General features: G+C 66.5%; 10 protein-coding genes. 7 read left to right on the top strand and 3 right to left on the bottom strand.

The window, feature by feature from the left end:
- Positions 1 to 3 precede the first annotated feature (3 nt).
- On the top strand, positions 4 to 2,082 hold the full coding sequence (locus G6N24_RS19735; protein ID WP_085162822.1) for a beta-glucosidase: 2,079 nt from the start codon (positions 4 to 6) through the stop codon (positions 2,080 to 2,082).
- A gap of 34 nt (positions 2,083 to 2,116) precedes the next feature.
- Here the strand turns inward: G6N24_RS19735 and mymT are convergent, their stop codons facing one another.
- Positions 2,117 to 2,272: a copper-binding metallothionein MymT gene (gene mymT, locus G6N24_RS24945; protein WP_085162763.1), complete on the bottom strand. Its 156-nt coding sequence runs from the start codon at positions 2,270 to 2,272 to the stop codon at positions 2,117 to 2,119.
- A 336-nt stretch (positions 2,273 to 2,608) separates the two neighbouring features.
- On the opposite strand from mymT, the gene G6N24_RS19725 reads away from it, so the two are divergent.
- Positions 2,609 to 3,049 (top strand): SPW repeat protein, encoded by a 441-nt coding sequence (locus G6N24_RS19725; protein ID WP_085162762.1) that lies wholly within the window; start codon positions 2,609 to 2,611, stop codon positions 3,047 to 3,049.
- A gap of 33 nt (positions 3,050 to 3,082) precedes the next feature.
- Here the strand turns inward: G6N24_RS19725 and ilvD are convergent, their stop codons facing one another.
- Positions 3,083 to 4,786 carry a dihydroxy-acid dehydratase gene (gene ilvD, locus G6N24_RS19720; RefSeq protein WP_085162761.1) on the bottom strand — a complete coding sequence of 568 codons (1,704 nt, stop codon included), beginning with the start codon at positions 4,784 to 4,786 and terminating at the stop codon, positions 3,083 to 3,085.
- 143 nt (positions 4,787 to 4,929) lie between these two features.
- Between ilvD and ricR the strand changes: the two genes are divergently transcribed.
- The 4 genes from ricR (at position 4,930) to G6N24_RS19700 (ending at position 8,783) form a co-directional block, all read left to right on the top strand.
- Positions 4,930 to 5,235 carry a copper-sensing transcriptional repressor RicR gene (gene ricR, locus G6N24_RS19715; RefSeq protein ID WP_085162760.1) on the top strand — a complete coding sequence of 102 codons (306 nt, stop codon included), beginning with the start codon at positions 4,930 to 4,932 and terminating at the stop codon, positions 5,233 to 5,235.
- A 133-nt stretch (positions 5,236 to 5,368) separates the two neighbouring features.
- On the top strand, positions 5,369 to 6,604 hold the full coding sequence (locus tag G6N24_RS19710) for an MFS transporter (RefSeq protein ID WP_085162759.1): 1,236 nt from the start codon (positions 5,369 to 5,371) through the stop codon (positions 6,602 to 6,604).
- 119 nt (positions 6,605 to 6,723) lie between these two features.
- Complete coding sequence (locus G6N24_RS19705; protein ID WP_085162758.1) at positions 6,724 to 7,743, top strand: L,D-transpeptidase; 1,020 nt, start codon at positions 6,724 to 6,726, stop codon at positions 7,741 to 7,743.
- 125 nt (positions 7,744 to 7,868) lie between these two features.
- On the top strand, positions 7,869 to 8,783 hold the full coding sequence (locus G6N24_RS19700; protein WP_085162821.1) for a L,D-transpeptidase: 915 nt from the start codon (positions 7,869 to 7,871) through the stop codon (positions 8,781 to 8,783).
- A 65-nt stretch (positions 8,784 to 8,848) separates the two neighbouring features.
- On the opposite strand, the gene G6N24_RS19695 is transcribed toward G6N24_RS19700, so the two are convergent.
- The gene (locus G6N24_RS19695; RefSeq protein ID WP_085162757.1) at positions 8,849 to 10,672 is read right to left on the bottom strand and encodes a hypothetical protein; all 1,824 of its coding nucleotides are present in this window, start codon (positions 10,670 to 10,672) and stop codon (positions 8,849 to 8,851) included.
- Positions 10,673 to 10,966: 294 nt separating this feature from the next.
- Between G6N24_RS19695 and G6N24_RS19690 the strand changes: the two genes are divergently transcribed.
- Positions 10,967 to 14,560 (top strand): ABC transporter ATP-binding protein, encoded by a 3,594-nt coding sequence (locus G6N24_RS19690; protein ID WP_085162756.1) that lies wholly within the window; start codon positions 10,967 to 10,969, stop codon positions 14,558 to 14,560.
- Positions 14,561 to 14,809: the final 249 nt, after the last annotated feature.

Below are 14,809 nucleotides of genomic sequence, written 5' to 3'. Positions count from 1 at the left end.
CGGATGACCGACGACGAGCGATTCTCGCTGCTTGTGTGCGTGATGGGGGCCGGTGAACTGTGGCCGCTGACCGATGAGCGCATTCCGCCGGACGTCCCGATGAGCGCCGGCTATGTGCCGGGGATCCCACGGCTTTCAGTTCCGGCATTACGGATGAGCGATGCCGGCCTTGGCGTCACCAACCCGGGATATCGCCCGGGCGACACCGCCACCGCGCTGCCCGCCGGGCTGGCTCTGGCGGCCAGTTTCAACCCGGCACTCGCCCGCGCCGCAGGTGAGGCGATCGGCCGGGAGGCGCGCAGCCGCGGCTTCAACGTGCTGCTGGCCGGCGCCATCAACCTGGCGCGCGACCCGCGTAATGGCCGTAACTTCGAATACGCCTCGGAAGACCCGCTTTTGAGCGCCACGATGGTCGCGGAGTCGATCGATGGGATACAACGGCAGGGCGTCATCTCGACGATCAAGCACTACTCGCTGAACTGCAACGAGACCAACCGGCACTGGCTGGACGCGATCATCGATCCCGATGCGCACCGCGAATCGGACTTGCTTGCGTTTGAGCTCGCCATCGAGCGGTCGCGGCCCGGCGCCGTGATGACGGCGTACAACAAGGTCAACGGCGACTATGCCGCGCAAAACGGCGCCCTGATCAACGGCGTGCTGAAAGGCGATTGGGGATACCGGGGCTGGGTTATGTCCGATTGGGGCGGCACGCCAAGCTGGGAGTGCGCCCTTGCCGGCCTCGACCAGGAGTGCGGCGCGCAGATCGATGCGGTGCTGTGGCAATCGGAGGCGTTCACCGAGCGCCTGCGGGCCGCCTACGCCGACGGCAGGCTGCCCAAGGAGCGCCTCTCGGACATGGTCCGGCGCATCCTGCGTTCGATGTTCGCCGTCGGAATAGAGCGGCGCGAGGCCGCACCCGCACCGGACATGGCCGCGCACAACGAGATTGCGCTGCAGATCGCCCGGCAGGGAATCGTGTTGCTGACCAACCGCGGGGTGTTGCCCCTGGCATGCCCCGAGTCGACCGCACGCATCGCCGTGATCGGCGGTTATGCACAGCTCGGCGTGCCGATTGGGTGTGGATCGAGTGCGGTCGTCCCGCCGGGCGGGTACGCCGACGTGATCCCGATCGGCGGGCCCGGACTCACGGGCGGCCTACGCAACCTGTACTTACTGCCGTCAAGCCCGCTGAGCGAGCTGAGAAAACAATTGCCGCACGCGCAGATCGAGTTCGACCCCGGCATCAGCCCCGCCGAGGCGGTGCTGGCGGCGCGGCGGGCCGACGTCGCCATCGTGTTCGCGGTTCGCGTGGAAGGGGAGGGGATCGACGGTGCCGACCTGTCGCTGCCGTGGGGGCAGGACGCGGTGATCGAGGCCGTCTCGGCCGCCAACCCGAACACCGTGGTGGTGCTAGAGACTGGCAACCCGGTGGCCATGCCCTGGCGCGACTCGGTGAACGCGATCGTGGCGGCCTGGTATCCGGGTCAGGCCGGTGGCCAGGCCATTGCGGAAATCCTGACCGGTCGGGTCAACCCGTCGGGTCGGCTGCCGATCACCTTCCCGGTCGGTCTCGGTCAGACGCCGCGCCCCGAGCTGCCCGACCTCGGCGCCGCGTGGGGGACACCCACGACCGTCCGCTATTCCGAAGGATCCGAGGTCGGCTACCGATGGTTTGCACGAACAAACCAGGTGCCGATGTTCGCGTTCGGCCACGGGCTGTCCTACACCCGCTTCGACTATCGCGACCTGGCGGTGTCCGCAGGACACACCGTCACGGCCAGCTTCAGCGTCGTCAACACCGGTGACCGCAGGGGGGCGGACACCCCACAGCTGTATTTGACCGGCGCCGCCGGTGAGCAACGGGCGCGGTTACTCGGATTCGAGCGGGTCGAACTCGAGCCCGGCGAGGCCCGCCGCGTGACGATCGAGGCAGATCCGCGCTTGCTTGCCAGCTACGACGGCCGGGCCCGAAGCTGGCGCATCCGGGCGGGCCGCTATGCGGTGGCGGTGGGTGCTTCGGCCGTCGCCCAGGAGCTGGCGGCCGAGGTCGAGCTGGCCGGCCGTGCATTCGGGCGGTGATCCGCGCCGCCCGGACGCACGACCGGCGCGCCGCCTACTGGACCGCGACCAGTTCGTCGCCGCAGGTGCAGCGGTATGCTTCACCCGCACTGGAACAATGACACGGAACCTCGACGCGAATGCGACAACCGCAGCCCTCGTGGCCACACGTCAGCAAGGTCCCGGCCTCGTACTCTGCCATCTTCGCCATCCCTATCTGTGTCTGTGCCGGGACCTGAAATCCCAGCGGTTAACTCCGTTTGGGTTGTCCGGCACCCGGAACAACCAGGCTCCACTCTATACCCTATACGGGTATCTGGTAAAGGCCGCATCGGCGTGTCCTTAAGGGCGCCAGCGACGCGCCCGCCAGGCCGCCTGACCCGCGGGAACGCCGGGCCGGAATTGGTCCACGACGCCCCTGGTTCACCTCAATTTTCGTTGCTGGCGTATGAAAACCGAGCGTAATCTTGGAGCAGATGGATGGGTTGCAGTGAGCCCACAGTGCTTGCTACATAACGGACTTGCTGCATAACAGAAAGGTTGCAAAATGAGTACAGTCCATTCATCAATCGAACACCACCCCGACTTGTTGGCCCTACGCGCGAGCTATGAGCGCGCCGCCGAGTCGATGAGTTCGCAAATCACCTTCGGCCTGACATTGCTGACGGGTCTCTACGTGGCCGCATCGCCGTGGATCGTTGGATTCAGCGGCATGGGACGACTCGCCGGGTGCGACCTCATCGCCGGGATCGCGATCGCGGTCTTGGCGTACGGATTCGCGGCGGCGCTGGACCGCACGCACGGCATGACCTGGACGCTGCCGGTGCTCGGTGCATGGGTCATCTTCTCGCCATGGATCCTGCCAGGGATGGCGGTGACGGCCGGCATGGCGTGGTCGCATGTCATCGCTGGAGCGTTGGTGGCCTTCTTCGGTTTGACCGCCACCTACTTCGGCATGCGCACGCGCGCCGCGGCTACGCACTCATAGCCTCGGGATTCGCTCAGCCAGAACGGAACCGAGCTACCCGCAGACCGCGCCGAACGAGGCTGAGCCGACCAGTTTGACGTACTTGGCCAGTACGCCGGTGGTGTAGCGCGGCCGGGGAGGGGTGAAATCTTTTTGCCGAGCGGCGAACTCGGCCGGGTCCGTCAGTACGTCCAGAGTGCGGCCGGCGACGTCCAGCCGGATCCGGTCGCCATCGCGCAGGAACGCGATCGGTCCGCCGTCGACCGCCTCCGGCGCGATGTGTCCCACGCATAGGCCGGTGGTTCCCCCGGAGAACCGGCCATCGGTAAGCAGCAGAACGTCTTTGCCGAGTTCTGCGCCCTTGATCGCGCCGGTTATGGCGAGCATTTCGCGCATTCCGGGACCGCCCTTGGGGCCCTCGTAGCGGATCACGACGGCGTCGCCCTTGGTGATGGTGCCGTCTTCGAGGGCGTCCAGCGCGGCCCGCTCGCCGTCGAAAACCCTTGCGGTGCCTTCGAACACGTCGGAGTCGAAACCGGCCGTCTTGACCACCGCGCCGTCCGGTGCCAGCGATCCGCGCAGGATCGTGATCCCGCCGGTCGGGTGGATCGGGTTGGCTAGCGCACGCAGCACCTTGCCGTCCGGGTCCGGTGGGGCGATGGCGGCCAGATTCTCGGCCATGGTCTGGCCGGTGACGGTCAGGCAATCACCGTTCAGCAGGCCCGCGTCGAGCAGGGTCTTCATCACGACCGGCACGCCGCCGATGTGGTCGACATCCACCATCACGTGGCGGCCGAACGGCTTCACGTCGGCCAGATGGGGCACCCGAGATCCGATCCGGCTGAAGTCCTCGAGCGACAGCGCGACCCCGGCCTCTTGGGCGATGGCCAGCAGGTGCAGCACCGCGTTGGTCGAGCCGCCGAACGCCATCACCACCGCGATCGCGTTCTCGAACGCCTCTTTGGTGAGGATGTCGCGGGCGGTGATCCCGCGGCGCAGCAGTTCGATGACGGCCTGACCACTGCGGCGCGCAAACCCATCGCGGCGGCGGTCGGTCGCCGGGGGTGCTGCGCTGCCGGGCAACGACATGCCGAGCGCCTCGGCCGCGCTGGCCATGGTGTTGGCCGTGTACATGCCGCCGCACGCACCCTCGCCGGGGCAGATGGCCCGCTCGATGGCGTCGACATCCGCGCGGGACATCAATCCGCGAGCGCACGCTCCGACGGCTTCGAACGCGTCGATGATCGTCACATCGCGCTCGGTCCCGTCCGAGAGTTTGGCTCGCCCGGGCAAAATCGAGCCCGCGTAGAGGAACACCGCGGCCAGGTCCAGCCGCGCGGCGGCCATCAGCATTCCGGGCAGCGACTTGTCGCATCCGGCCAACAGCACCGAGCCGTCGAGGCGTTCGGCCTGCATCACGGTCTCGACGCTGTCCGCGATCACCTCGCGCGACACCAGCGAGAAGTGCATCCCCTCGTGGCCCATCGAGATGCCGTCGGAAACCGAGATTGTCCCGAACTCAAGCGGATAGCCGCCGGCCGAGAACACCCCTTCCTTGACCGCCTTGGCCAGCCGGTCCAGCGAGAGATTGCACGGCGTGATTTCGTTCCACGACGATGCGACCCCGATCTGCGGCTTGCCGAAGTCTTCGTCCTCCATGCCGACCGCCCGCAACATGCCGCGGGCGGCGGCCTTCTCGAGACCGTCGGTGACGTCACGACTGCGAGGTTTGATGTCGGCCGCTGTGGTTTTGGGCATTGCTCAAGTATGGGGTGCCGGTCTGGGCGCGGCGCCGGTGTCCCCAAAGTCCGCGTATGATACCCCGCCCGGGTATAGGGTACGATGGGAGGCAAGGCCGGTCCTGCGCTACCGCAGGCGGGTTTGGAAAGTATGGAAAGCAGATGACAACCGCAGCGCACGGATACTCGCAGCAAAAGGACAACTACGCCAAGCGGCTACGCCGCATCGAGGGTCAGGTCCGTGGCATCGCGCGCATGATCGAGGAGGACAAGTACTGCATCGATGTCCTCACCCAGATCAGCGCCGTCAACAGTGCGTTGCGGTCGGTGGCGCTGAATCTGCTGGACGAGCACCTGAGCCACTGCGTCACCCGTGCCCTGACCGAGGGTGACACGGAGGCCCCGGAAAAGAGCCGAGACAAGCTTGCCGAAGCCTCGGCCGCCATCGCGCGTCTTGTTCGTTCGTGATCGCGTGGGCGTGTTGAAACGCGCGGTTGCTTAAAGGCCGTCGGCGCGGTGCGTACGGTAAGAGCAGCGTGATCGTGCCGGCAATCGTATTTCGGAACTGAGCTAAGGCCCGGCCGGTTTCACACCTCACGCCATGACGACCGAAACCGAAACCGCCGCCACCCGAGCGTGGACGCCGCGAATAGCCACGCAACTGGCCGTGCTGGCCGCTGCGGCGTTCATCTATGTCACCGCCGAAATCCTGCCCGTGGGTGCGCTGTCGGCGATCGCGCGGAATCTGCACGTCAGCCTGGTTCTGGTGGGAACGCTGCTATCGTGGTATGCGCTGGTAGCGGCCCTGACAACGTTCCCGTTGGTGCGCTGGACGGCGCATTGGCCACGCCGGCGGGCGCTGCTGGTCAGCCTGGTCTGCCTCACCGCGTCACAGCTGATCTCGGCGCTGGCGCCCAACTTCGCGGTGCTGGCGGTCGGGCGGGCGCTGTGCGCGATCACCCACGGCTTGTTGTGGTCGGTGATTGCCCCGATCGCCACCCGGCTGGTGCCGGCCAGCCACGCCGGACGTGCCACGACGTCGATCTACGTGGGAACCAGCCTGGCGCTGGTGATCGGCAGCCCGCTCACGGCGGCCCTAAGCCTGATGTGGGGCTGGCGGCTGGCGGCGGCATGCGTCACCGCGGCCGCGGCCGTCGTCACCCTGGCGGCCCGGTTCGTGCTCCCGGAGCTCGTGCTCACCGCGCATCAGCTCAAACATGTCGGGCCGCGGGCGCGTCATCACCGCAACCCGGCGCTGATCATTGTGAGTCTGATCACCCTGGTCGCCGTCACCGGCCATTTCGTTTCCTATACGTACATCGTGGTGATCATCCGTGAGGTCGTCGGCGTGCGCGGACCGAATGTGGCTTGGGTGCTGGCCGCCTACGGCATCGCCGGAGTGATCGCGGTGCCCATGGTGGCGCGGCCGCTGGATCGTCGGCCGAAGGGCGCCATCGTGTTTTGTATGGCCGGGCTCACGGCTGCGTTCGTCCTGCTGACCGTGCTGGCTTTCGGCGAATACGGCCCCGTGGTGCCGTTGCTGGTGGGCGCCGGCGCGATCGTGTTGTGGGGGGCCATGGCCACCGCGGCGTCGCCGATGCTGCAATCGACTGCGATGCGGAACGGGGCCGACGACCCCGACGGGGCATCGGGTGTGTACGTGACGGCGTTTCAAGTGGGCATCATGGCCGGTTCGCTGGCGGGCGGATTGTTGTACGAGCGCAGTGTCGCGACGATGCTCAGCGCCTCGGCGGGCCTGATGGCGATTGCATTGCTGGGCATGGCCGCGATCCGGCAGAAGTTCGGCGTTACGCCGGTGACGCCGCGCGACGAGTAACACCGCAGGTCAGCGAGGCGAACTACACCTCAAACCCGGTGTTTGGCGAGCGCTCAACAGGTGGTCAGTCGCCTCGCTATGCCACACTGGGGCGAAGTACGTGACCGGAGGGATGGGATATGTCGCGCGGGACGAGGGGCCACAAGGGGGGTCGCCTCCTAGCCGTTCTGAACGGAGCCGGGCTGGCCTTTGGGCTGGCCTGCGCGTTCATGTTTGCACTGGTCCTGGGCACGGGCACGGCACTGGCCGACCCGGACGAGGCTTCCGGCGATCCGGGCGGGGTTGGCGCACCCGTCGGCCCGGCGGCGCCCCCGGCTGACCCGTTGGCGCTGCCGCCCGCGCCTGACCCGCTGGCGCCGCCACCGGCCGACCCGCTGGCCGTGCCCGTCGGCCCGGTCGCCGGGCAGGACCCCACGCCGTTCGTCGGTGAGCCGCCGTTCCGGCCGCCGTCCTTCAACCCGGTCAACGGGGCGCTGGTCGGCGTGGCCAAGCCGATCATCATCAACTTCCAGGTGCCGATCGCCGACCAGGCAATGGCGGAACGGGCCATCCACATCTCGTCGATCCCTCCGGTGCCGGGCAAGTTCTATTGGATGAGCCCGACGCAAGTGCGCTGGCGCCCGCTGAGCTTCTGGCCGGCCAACACCGCGGTAAACATCGATGCGGCCGGCACCAAGTCGAGCTTCCGGACCGGTGATTCGTTGGTGGCCACGGCCGACGACGCCACACACCAGATGACGATCACGCGCAATGGGGCCGTGGTGCAGACCTTCCCGATGTCGATGGGCATGTCGGCCGGCAACCACCAAACCCCGAACGGCACCTACTACGTGCTGGAGAAGATGGCCACGGTGGTGATGGATTCCTCGACCTACGGTGTCCCGGTCAACTCGGCCAACGGCTACAAGGTGACGGTTTCCGACGCCGTGCGGATCGACAACAGCGGCAACTTCGTGCACAGCGCGCCGTGGTCGGTGGCCGACCAGGGCAAGCGCGACGTCAGCCACGGCTGCATCAACTTGAGCCCGGCCAACGCGAAGTGGTTTTTCGACAACTTCGGCAGCGGCGATCCGGTCGTGGTGAAGAACTCCGTCGGCACCTACACGAAGAACGACGGCGCCCAGGACTGGCAGCTGTAGGAGCGCGAGCTCGCCGAGCAGACGCAAAAGCCCCCTTTTTGAGGCCAAATAGGGTGCTTTTGCGTCTGCTCGGCGGGCGGGCGGGCTGTGCCAAACTGTTTCGGGAACGCGACGAAGGGATGCACATGTCGGGCTGGGCGAGCGGAAGGCTCTTCGGCGCTATGAAGGCGGCCGGAATAGCCTCGGTAATGGGCCCTCCATTGGGCGTTGTGATGGTGCTGACTGCGGGTCTTGCGCTGGCAGATCCCGATCCCGCTCCCGGTGATCCAGGGGTCGTCGCGCCCCCCGCGGGTCCCGCCGCCGGAGAGGACCCGACACCGTTCATCGGCACGGCGCCATTCGGGCCGCCGAAGTTCACCCCTGCCAATGGCTCGACGGTGGGCGTGGCCCAGCCGATCATCATCGATTTCCCAGCGCGGGTCGATGACGCGGGCGTCGCCGAAAGCGCGATTCACATTTCGTCGATCCCGCCGGTTGCGGGCAAGTTCTACTGGCAGACCCCGACCCAGCTGCGCTGGCGCCCGTTGAGCTTCTGGCCCGCCCACACCGAGGTGACCATCGACGCGGGCGGCACGGTGTCGAGCTTCCGAACGGGCGATGAGCTGCTGGCGACCGCCGATGACGCCACGCACCAGCTGACCGTTACCCGAAACGGCGTCGTCGAGAAGACGTTCCCGATGTCGATGGGCATGGCGGCCGGCGGCCACCAAACCGCAAACGGCACCTACTACGTTCAGGAGAAGCTGGCGTCGGTGGTGATGGATTCCTCGACGTACGGTGTCCCGGTCAACTCGGCGAACGGCTACCGGTTGACGGTGACGGACGCCGTCCGGTTCGACAACAGCGGTAACTTCGTGCATAGCGCGCCGTGGTCGGTTGACGACCAGGGCAGGCGCGACGTCAGCCACGGCTGTATCAACCTCAGTCCCGCCAACGCCAAGTGGTTCTTCACCAACTTCGGTCCCGGTGATCCCATCGTGGTGAAGAACTCCGTCGGCACCTACACCAGGAACGACGGCTCCAACGACTGGCAGAGCTAGTAGCGCGGACAGACGCAAAAGTACCCTTTTTGACAACAAAAAGGGTACTTTTGCGTCTCCTCGCGCTAGAGCGAGGTGAGCGACAGCATCAGGTAGTGGCGGAGCAGCCGACGTGTGCAGTCGCGGACCACCGCGTTGCGTCTGCCGTCCAGGCTGTAGGCGGTGTCGACCGCCCAGAAGGCGAACAAGCTGGTCGACAGGTACGCGGGCCTGTCCTCGCAGCGCAGCACTGCCTCGGCCAGGTCCTCCAGCAGGTGCTTGACCGAGCGCGCGGCGGCGGCCGGGCTCATGCCGAGCATGTCGTTGTGCCAATCGGCGGGCGGAGTCTGGTTTCCGTCCAGCGGCAGCGTCTCGAGCACCTCGGAGATCAGGGCGTGGATCTGCGGTGGACGTAGGCAGTCGGCGGGCCGATGCTGGTCCATGTCGGCACGCCAGCCGAGCAACCGCTCGTGAAGCCGGTCCGCCGACATCTCACGAATCAGGTTGCGCGCCCACTTTCGCGGTTCCTCGCGGTTGTCGTGGTAGAGGATCAGATCCAGTGGGCCGTGCTTGTCGAATCGCATCAGTCGCCAGATCAGATCGAAGAAGTCCTCCCGCGACAGGACCTCTCCGTAAGGGATCGGCTGTTCGCGGTTGCGGATCGCCTGTACGCCGGGCGCCTCGGTGGCCGCCGAAATCCATTCCTCGAACCGCGGCCCGTCGATCCGTTTCTCCTGCAATGGCAGCGGAACCGGGCGCGCCGGGGTGTGCTTCCACTTGACGAGCAGTTCGGCGATCTCGTCGGCGGCGCCGCACAGGGTGGTGATGAATCGCTGCTGGTAGGAGTCGTCGGGCACGCCGCTGGTCAGGAGTTCACTCAGGGAGGCATCCGGGGAGTCCTCGACATCGCTGACCAGACGCCCAGGGTTGTCGGCAACCCGGTGGAAGGCCATGATGACGCAGCTGCGCGCGTTGCCGGTAGCGGTGCGGAAGCGGTGATGCACCAGCGAGCCAGCGGCGAAAACGGTGCTCAGCGGGCGTTCGGAATCGGTGACCTCGACCACGGTCGGGCTGTCCTGGCCGCGGACTTGCATTTGCGCGTCGAATACCCTGCGGATCCTGTCGGCGGTGGTGAAGATCGACGCGTTTTCACTGGACCACGGGACCCCGGCCTCGTTGACGAAGCAGGTGCGGGCGAGTTGATGTGTGCCGGGCAGGAAGGTGAAGTTCTGTCCCGCCGGTCCCTGCGCGGTTCCGCGGCGCCAGGTGACGATGATCTTGTACTCGTCATTGAACGGGGTGTTGTCGATGTGCAGCATGTTGTCCTGGGCCAGGACCGACAGCGGTTCGGCGTCCTTGGCGCGTGCGTCGACCATTCTGATCGGCCCACCGATGGCGTAGGAGATCAACGCGATCATCAACGGGTGCAGCAGCGGCTTGTTGACCGTTGGATCGGTCAGCAGTCCGATGGTTCGCCGCAGGTCCGCGAAGCGGTGGAGGAAACTGCCGCTGCCCTCCTGGGCCATGATTTCGTCGTAGCGTGCAACCAATTCCAGAAAGTCTTCCGCGGCAACGATGTCGGCGAGGACGACCGCGCCCTGCTCGGCCATTTCGCCCATGAGGTTTCGTAGCGCCGCGGCCGTGCCGGCGGCGGTCTCCGAATTCCTGGCCTCGAGCGCGTTGGTTAGCTCCTGCAGGAGCTTTGCCCGGTAGGACTCCTTTGCGTCCAAATCGGTGAATCGCTTGTATGCCCAGGCTGCAGGCAATTCGTCTTCGGATACCAATTCTGGACCGATGGGAGGTGCGAAATCGAGTGGCAGGATGTCATCCGCGAGGAACGGGGTCAGCTGGATTCCGTCGGAATTGTCCGAAGGGGACTGTGTGGTAGCGGCGTGAGTTCCTGAGCTCATGTGATTTCTCCCCGGGGAATTGATCTTCTCTGCGGTCGCGTATTACTCGAGAACTCGATCCCCTCGACCCCGTCGAGCCCGACTGCAAAACGTATATCCCGTGCGGGCGACATCGCCAGAGCGATATGGGCGTATTGCCCGAAAGGGAAGACGTCGTTCCCTTTCGGTTAGGCGGGCGAGATCGTGGAGGTTGTCCGAATTCTGCCCGAAAGGGAAGACCCGATTTTCCTTTGGTCGTCGATGCGATCGGAATATATCGTGTGAGCCGCGCAGTAACGAGGAGGGCCATGCCGAATGCCGACAACGTGGTGGTGGCGGTTGTCCGGGTATGTCCTCCGGCATCGAGGTGATGTGTTGCTGGGATTCGGGGCGGCGCTGGCCGGCACCGTTGTCGCCGTCCTGGTTCCGCTGGTATCCAAGCGCGTCGTCGACGATGCGATCGCGGCGGACCATCGGCCCCTGGCACCGTGGGCCGCTGTCCTGCTTACCGCTGCCGGTGCCGTCTACTTGCTGACCTTCGTGCGCCGGTACTACGGCGGTCGCATCGCCCACCTGGTGCAGCACGACCTGCGCATGGATGCCTTTCGGTCGCTGATGAGCTGGGATGGCCGCCAGCTTGACCGCTGGAGCGGCGGTCAGCTCATCGTCCGCACCACCAGCGACCTGCAGCTGGTGCAAGGGCTGCTGTTCGACCTGCCCAATGTGATCAGGCATGTGCTCACGCTGCTGCTCTGTGTTGCGGTCATGATCTGGTTGTCCCCGTTGCTGGCTCTGCCCGCGGTGCTGCTCGTACCGGTGATCGCCCTGATTGCTCGCCGCAGCCGCCGCTTGCTGGCAGTGGCCACCGAATGCGCTCAGGAGCGCTATGCCACGGTCGCGGGAGTTGTCGATGCGGCAATCTCCGGAATCCAGGTGGTCAAGGCCTTCGTGCAAGAAGAGCGGGAGACGGAAAGGCTCGGATCGGCCGGCCGCGCGCTCTATGCGGCGCGGCTGCGGGTAGAGCGGCTCAACGCGCACTTCGGTCCGCTGCTACAAAGCCTGCCGGCGCTGGGCCAGATGGCGGTCTTCGCGCTCGGGGGATGGATGGCGGCACAGGGCAGCATCACGGTGGGTACCTTCGTCGCCTTCTGGTCCTGCCTGGCACTGGTCGCACGGCCGGCGTGCGATCTGGCGGGGATGCTGACGGTTGCGCAGCAGGCGCGAGCCGGGGCGGTACGGGTATTCGAGGTTATCGACAGCCAGCCGACACTGCTCGACGGTGCCAAGTGCTTGACCTCGGGGGCTCCCCCGTCGCTCGAGTTTGCGCACGCATCGTTCGGATACGTCGCCAACCGCCCGGTCCTGCACGACATAAACCTCTGCGTCCGGCCCGGCGAAACCCTCGCCGTGGTCGGCGCACCGGGCAGCGGCAAATCCACGTTGGCGTTGCTGGCGATGCGTTGTTACGACGTCGCCGAGGGCGCGGTGCGGATCGGCGGCGAGGATGTGCGCGAGCTGACGCTCGGCTCGCTGCGGTCAGCTATCGGCGTGGTGCCCGAGGAGGCCGTCCTGTTCTCGGGCACGATCGGCGCGAACATCGCGTACGGTCGGCCGGATGCGACGCCGGCACAGATTGCCGAGGCGGCTCGGGCGGCGCACGTCGACGAGTTCGTCAACACCCTGCCCGACGGCTACGCGACGGCCGTCGGTGCGCGCGGGTTGACCCTGTCCGGCGGGCAACGCCAGCGCATCGCCCTGGCCCGGGCGCTGCTCGACCGGCCGCGGTTGTTGATTCTGGACGATCCGACCTCCGCGGTGGACGCCGTCATCGAATACGGAATTCATGAGGTGCTGCGCGAAGTCATCGCGGATCGCACCGCGATCATCCTCACCCGCCGGCGGTCCATGCTCACATTGGCCGACCGGGTCGCGGTGCTGGATTCCGGGCGGCTGCTCGACATCGGCACCCCCGACGAGTTGTGGGAACGGTGTCCTCGATACCGGGAATTGCTGTCGCCCACACGGGATCTCACCGGTGACCTCGTTGACGACGATGGCGCGCCGGCATGCCTGCCGGTGCCACCGGCCGCACACGACTCATACGCCCGCACCGCCGAACCTCGCGACCACGCACCCAGCCGCTTGTTACGTCGCCCGCTGCGCGATTTCCGCGGCCCGCTTGCGCTGAGCCTGCTCCTGGTAGGAGTCGAAAGCTGCGCGGGTTTGCTACCGCCCCTGCTCATCCGCCACGGTATCGACATGGGGGTGCGCCGGCACCTGCTATCGGCGCTGTGGTGCGCGGCGGTCGGGGGCACGGGCGCCGTGGTCGTCCGGTTTCTGGCGCAGTGGGGGGGTGCCATGGTCGCCGGATCCGCCGGTGAGAAGGTGCTGTTTCGCTTGCGGTCCACCGTGTTCTCCCATACGCAGCGACTGGGCCTGGCTGCGTTTGAAGACGACGGGGATGCCCACATCGTTACCGCAGTCACCTCCGACGTCGATGCCATCGTCGCGTTCTTGCGCACGGGTCTGGTCACCGCGGTGGTCAGTGCGGTGACTCTGGTGGGCATCCTCGTGGCGCTGTTGGCGATTCACGCCAGGCTGGGGCTGGTCATCATCGTCACGCTGCCACTGCTGGCCCTTGCGACCTGGCAATTCCAGCGAGCGTCGAACGGGATCTACCGGCAGGCACGCCAACGGCTGGGGACGATGACCGCTACCTTGCGTGAGTATGCGGCGGGGCTGCGGATCGCGCAGGCATTCCGCGCCGAAAGCCTCGGAGTGCAACGCTATTTCGCGCACAGCGACGACTATCGCCGAACGCGCGTGCGCGGACAGCGGCTATTGGCCTCGTACTTTCCGTTCGTGGCTTTGCTGTGCAGCCTGGCGACGACCCTGGTGCTGCTCGACGGCGGGCGCGAGGTCCAGGCGGGCGTGCTATCGGTCGGCGCACTGGTGACCTACCTGCTCTATGTCGAACTGCTGTTCACGCCGATAGACCAACTTTCACAAATGTTCGACGGGTATCAGCAGGCGGCGGCGGCGGCCGCGCGGATCCGGTCGTTGCTGAGCACGCCGCCGCCGTCGTCACCGGCGTTGCGGCCGGTGGGCAGGTTGCACGGCGAGGTGGTGTTCGACGCCGTCAACTTCCGGTACCGGACCCGGGAAGCGCCGGCATTGGCCGGTATCGACCTGCGAATTCCGGCCGGACAGACGGTGGTGTTCGTCGGCTCCACCGGGTCCGGGAAATCCACCCTGCTCAAGTTGGTGGCGCGGTTCTACGATCCGACCGTGGGGACGGTGCGGCTCGACGGATGCGACCTGAGGGAGTTCGATATCGGCGGCTATCGCGGCCGGCTCGGCATCGTTCCGCAGGAACCCTACCTGTTCGCTGGGACGGTGCGCGATGCCATCGCATACGGACGGCCCGGTGCCACCGATGCACAGGTCGAGCGGGCCGCGCGGGAGGTCGGGGCCCATCCGATGATCACCGCACTCGACGGCGGGTACACCCACTGGGTCGCCGCGGGCGGGCGCAATCTCTCCGCCGGCCAGTCGCAGTTGCTCGCGTTGGCTCGGGCGTGTCTGGTCGATCCCGATATCCTGCTGCTCGACGAGGCCACCGTCGCCTTGGATCCCGCCACCGAGGCGGTGGTGCAGCGGGCGGTTCTCGGGCTGGCGGCTGGCCGGACGACTTTGATTGTGGCCCACCAGCTCGGAATTGCCGAACACGCCGATCGTGTTGTCGTGCTCGAGCACGGGAGCGTTGTCGAGGACGGCACCCATGCCGAACTCCTCGCTCGTGGCGGACACTATGCGCGGCTGTGGGAGGCCCACATTCGAGTGGGTGGGCCGCCGCAATTCGAGGACAGGTTGTTGGCGAACAACTTGGTCGCGGCCACCGCACGTTAGAAGGTGGACCGTGCGGCCAATCGGGGGACGCGACTGTCCGATATTTGGGGGAGGTGTGATTCATCCCGGTCGTCCCCGGTCGGCCGACAGACATCGCCGATGCGCGGCGGCAGGCTCGTGATCTGGAGTGGGCCACAAAGCAATCCAACGATCAGGCCGTGCGACGGGGGCAGCACACATGAACAGATGCGACGATCAACACACCGTCAGGAGCCAGGCGTTCTCGAACCATTCCGTCGAGCTGCTGGC

This window comes from Mycobacterium lacus (genome assembly GCF_010731535.1).
GTDB lineage: Bacteria > Actinomycetota > Actinomycetes > Mycobacteriales > Mycobacteriaceae > Mycobacterium > Mycobacterium lacus.
The sequence above is the reverse complement of the archived record's forward strand: the minus strand, read 5'-3'. Positions and strand labels throughout refer to the sequence as shown.

What these genes read in the sequence shown, in the direction of transcription:
- G6N24_RS19735 (WP_085162822.1), top strand. Translation starts at nt 4, where the DNA reads ATGACCGACGACGAGCGATTCTCGCTGCTTGTGTGCGTGATGGGGGCC.
- mymT (WP_085162763.1), bottom strand. Translation starts at nt 2,272, where the DNA reads ATGGCGAAGATGGCAGAGTACGAGGCCGGGACCTTGCTGACGTGTGGC.
- G6N24_RS19725 (WP_085162762.1), top strand. Translation starts at nt 2,609, where the DNA reads ATGAGTACAGTCCATTCATCAATCGAACACCACCCCGACTTGTTGGCC.
- ilvD (WP_085162761.1), bottom strand. Translation starts at nt 4,786, where the DNA reads ATGCCCAAAACCACAGCGGCCGACATCAAACCTCGCAGTCGTGACGTC.
- ricR (WP_085162760.1), top strand. Translation starts at nt 4,930, where the DNA reads ATGACAACCGCAGCGCACGGATACTCGCAGCAAAAGGACAACTACGCC.
- G6N24_RS19710 (WP_085162759.1), top strand. Translation starts at nt 5,369, where the DNA reads ATGACGACCGAAACCGAAACCGCCGCCACCCGAGCGTGGACGCCGCGA.
- G6N24_RS19705 (WP_085162758.1), top strand. Translation starts at nt 6,724, where the DNA reads ATGTCGCGCGGGACGAGGGGCCACAAGGGGGGTCGCCTCCTAGCCGTT.
- G6N24_RS19700 (WP_085162821.1), top strand. Translation starts at nt 7,869, where the DNA reads ATGTCGGGCTGGGCGAGCGGAAGGCTCTTCGGCGCTATGAAGGCGGCC.
- G6N24_RS19695 (WP_085162757.1), bottom strand. Translation starts at nt 10,672, where the DNA reads ATGAGCTCAGGAACTCACGCCGCTACCACACAGTCCCCTTCGGACAAT.
- G6N24_RS19690 (WP_085162756.1), top strand. Translation starts at nt 10,967, where the DNA reads ATGCCGACAACGTGGTGGTGGCGGTTGTCCGGGTATGTCCTCCGGCAT.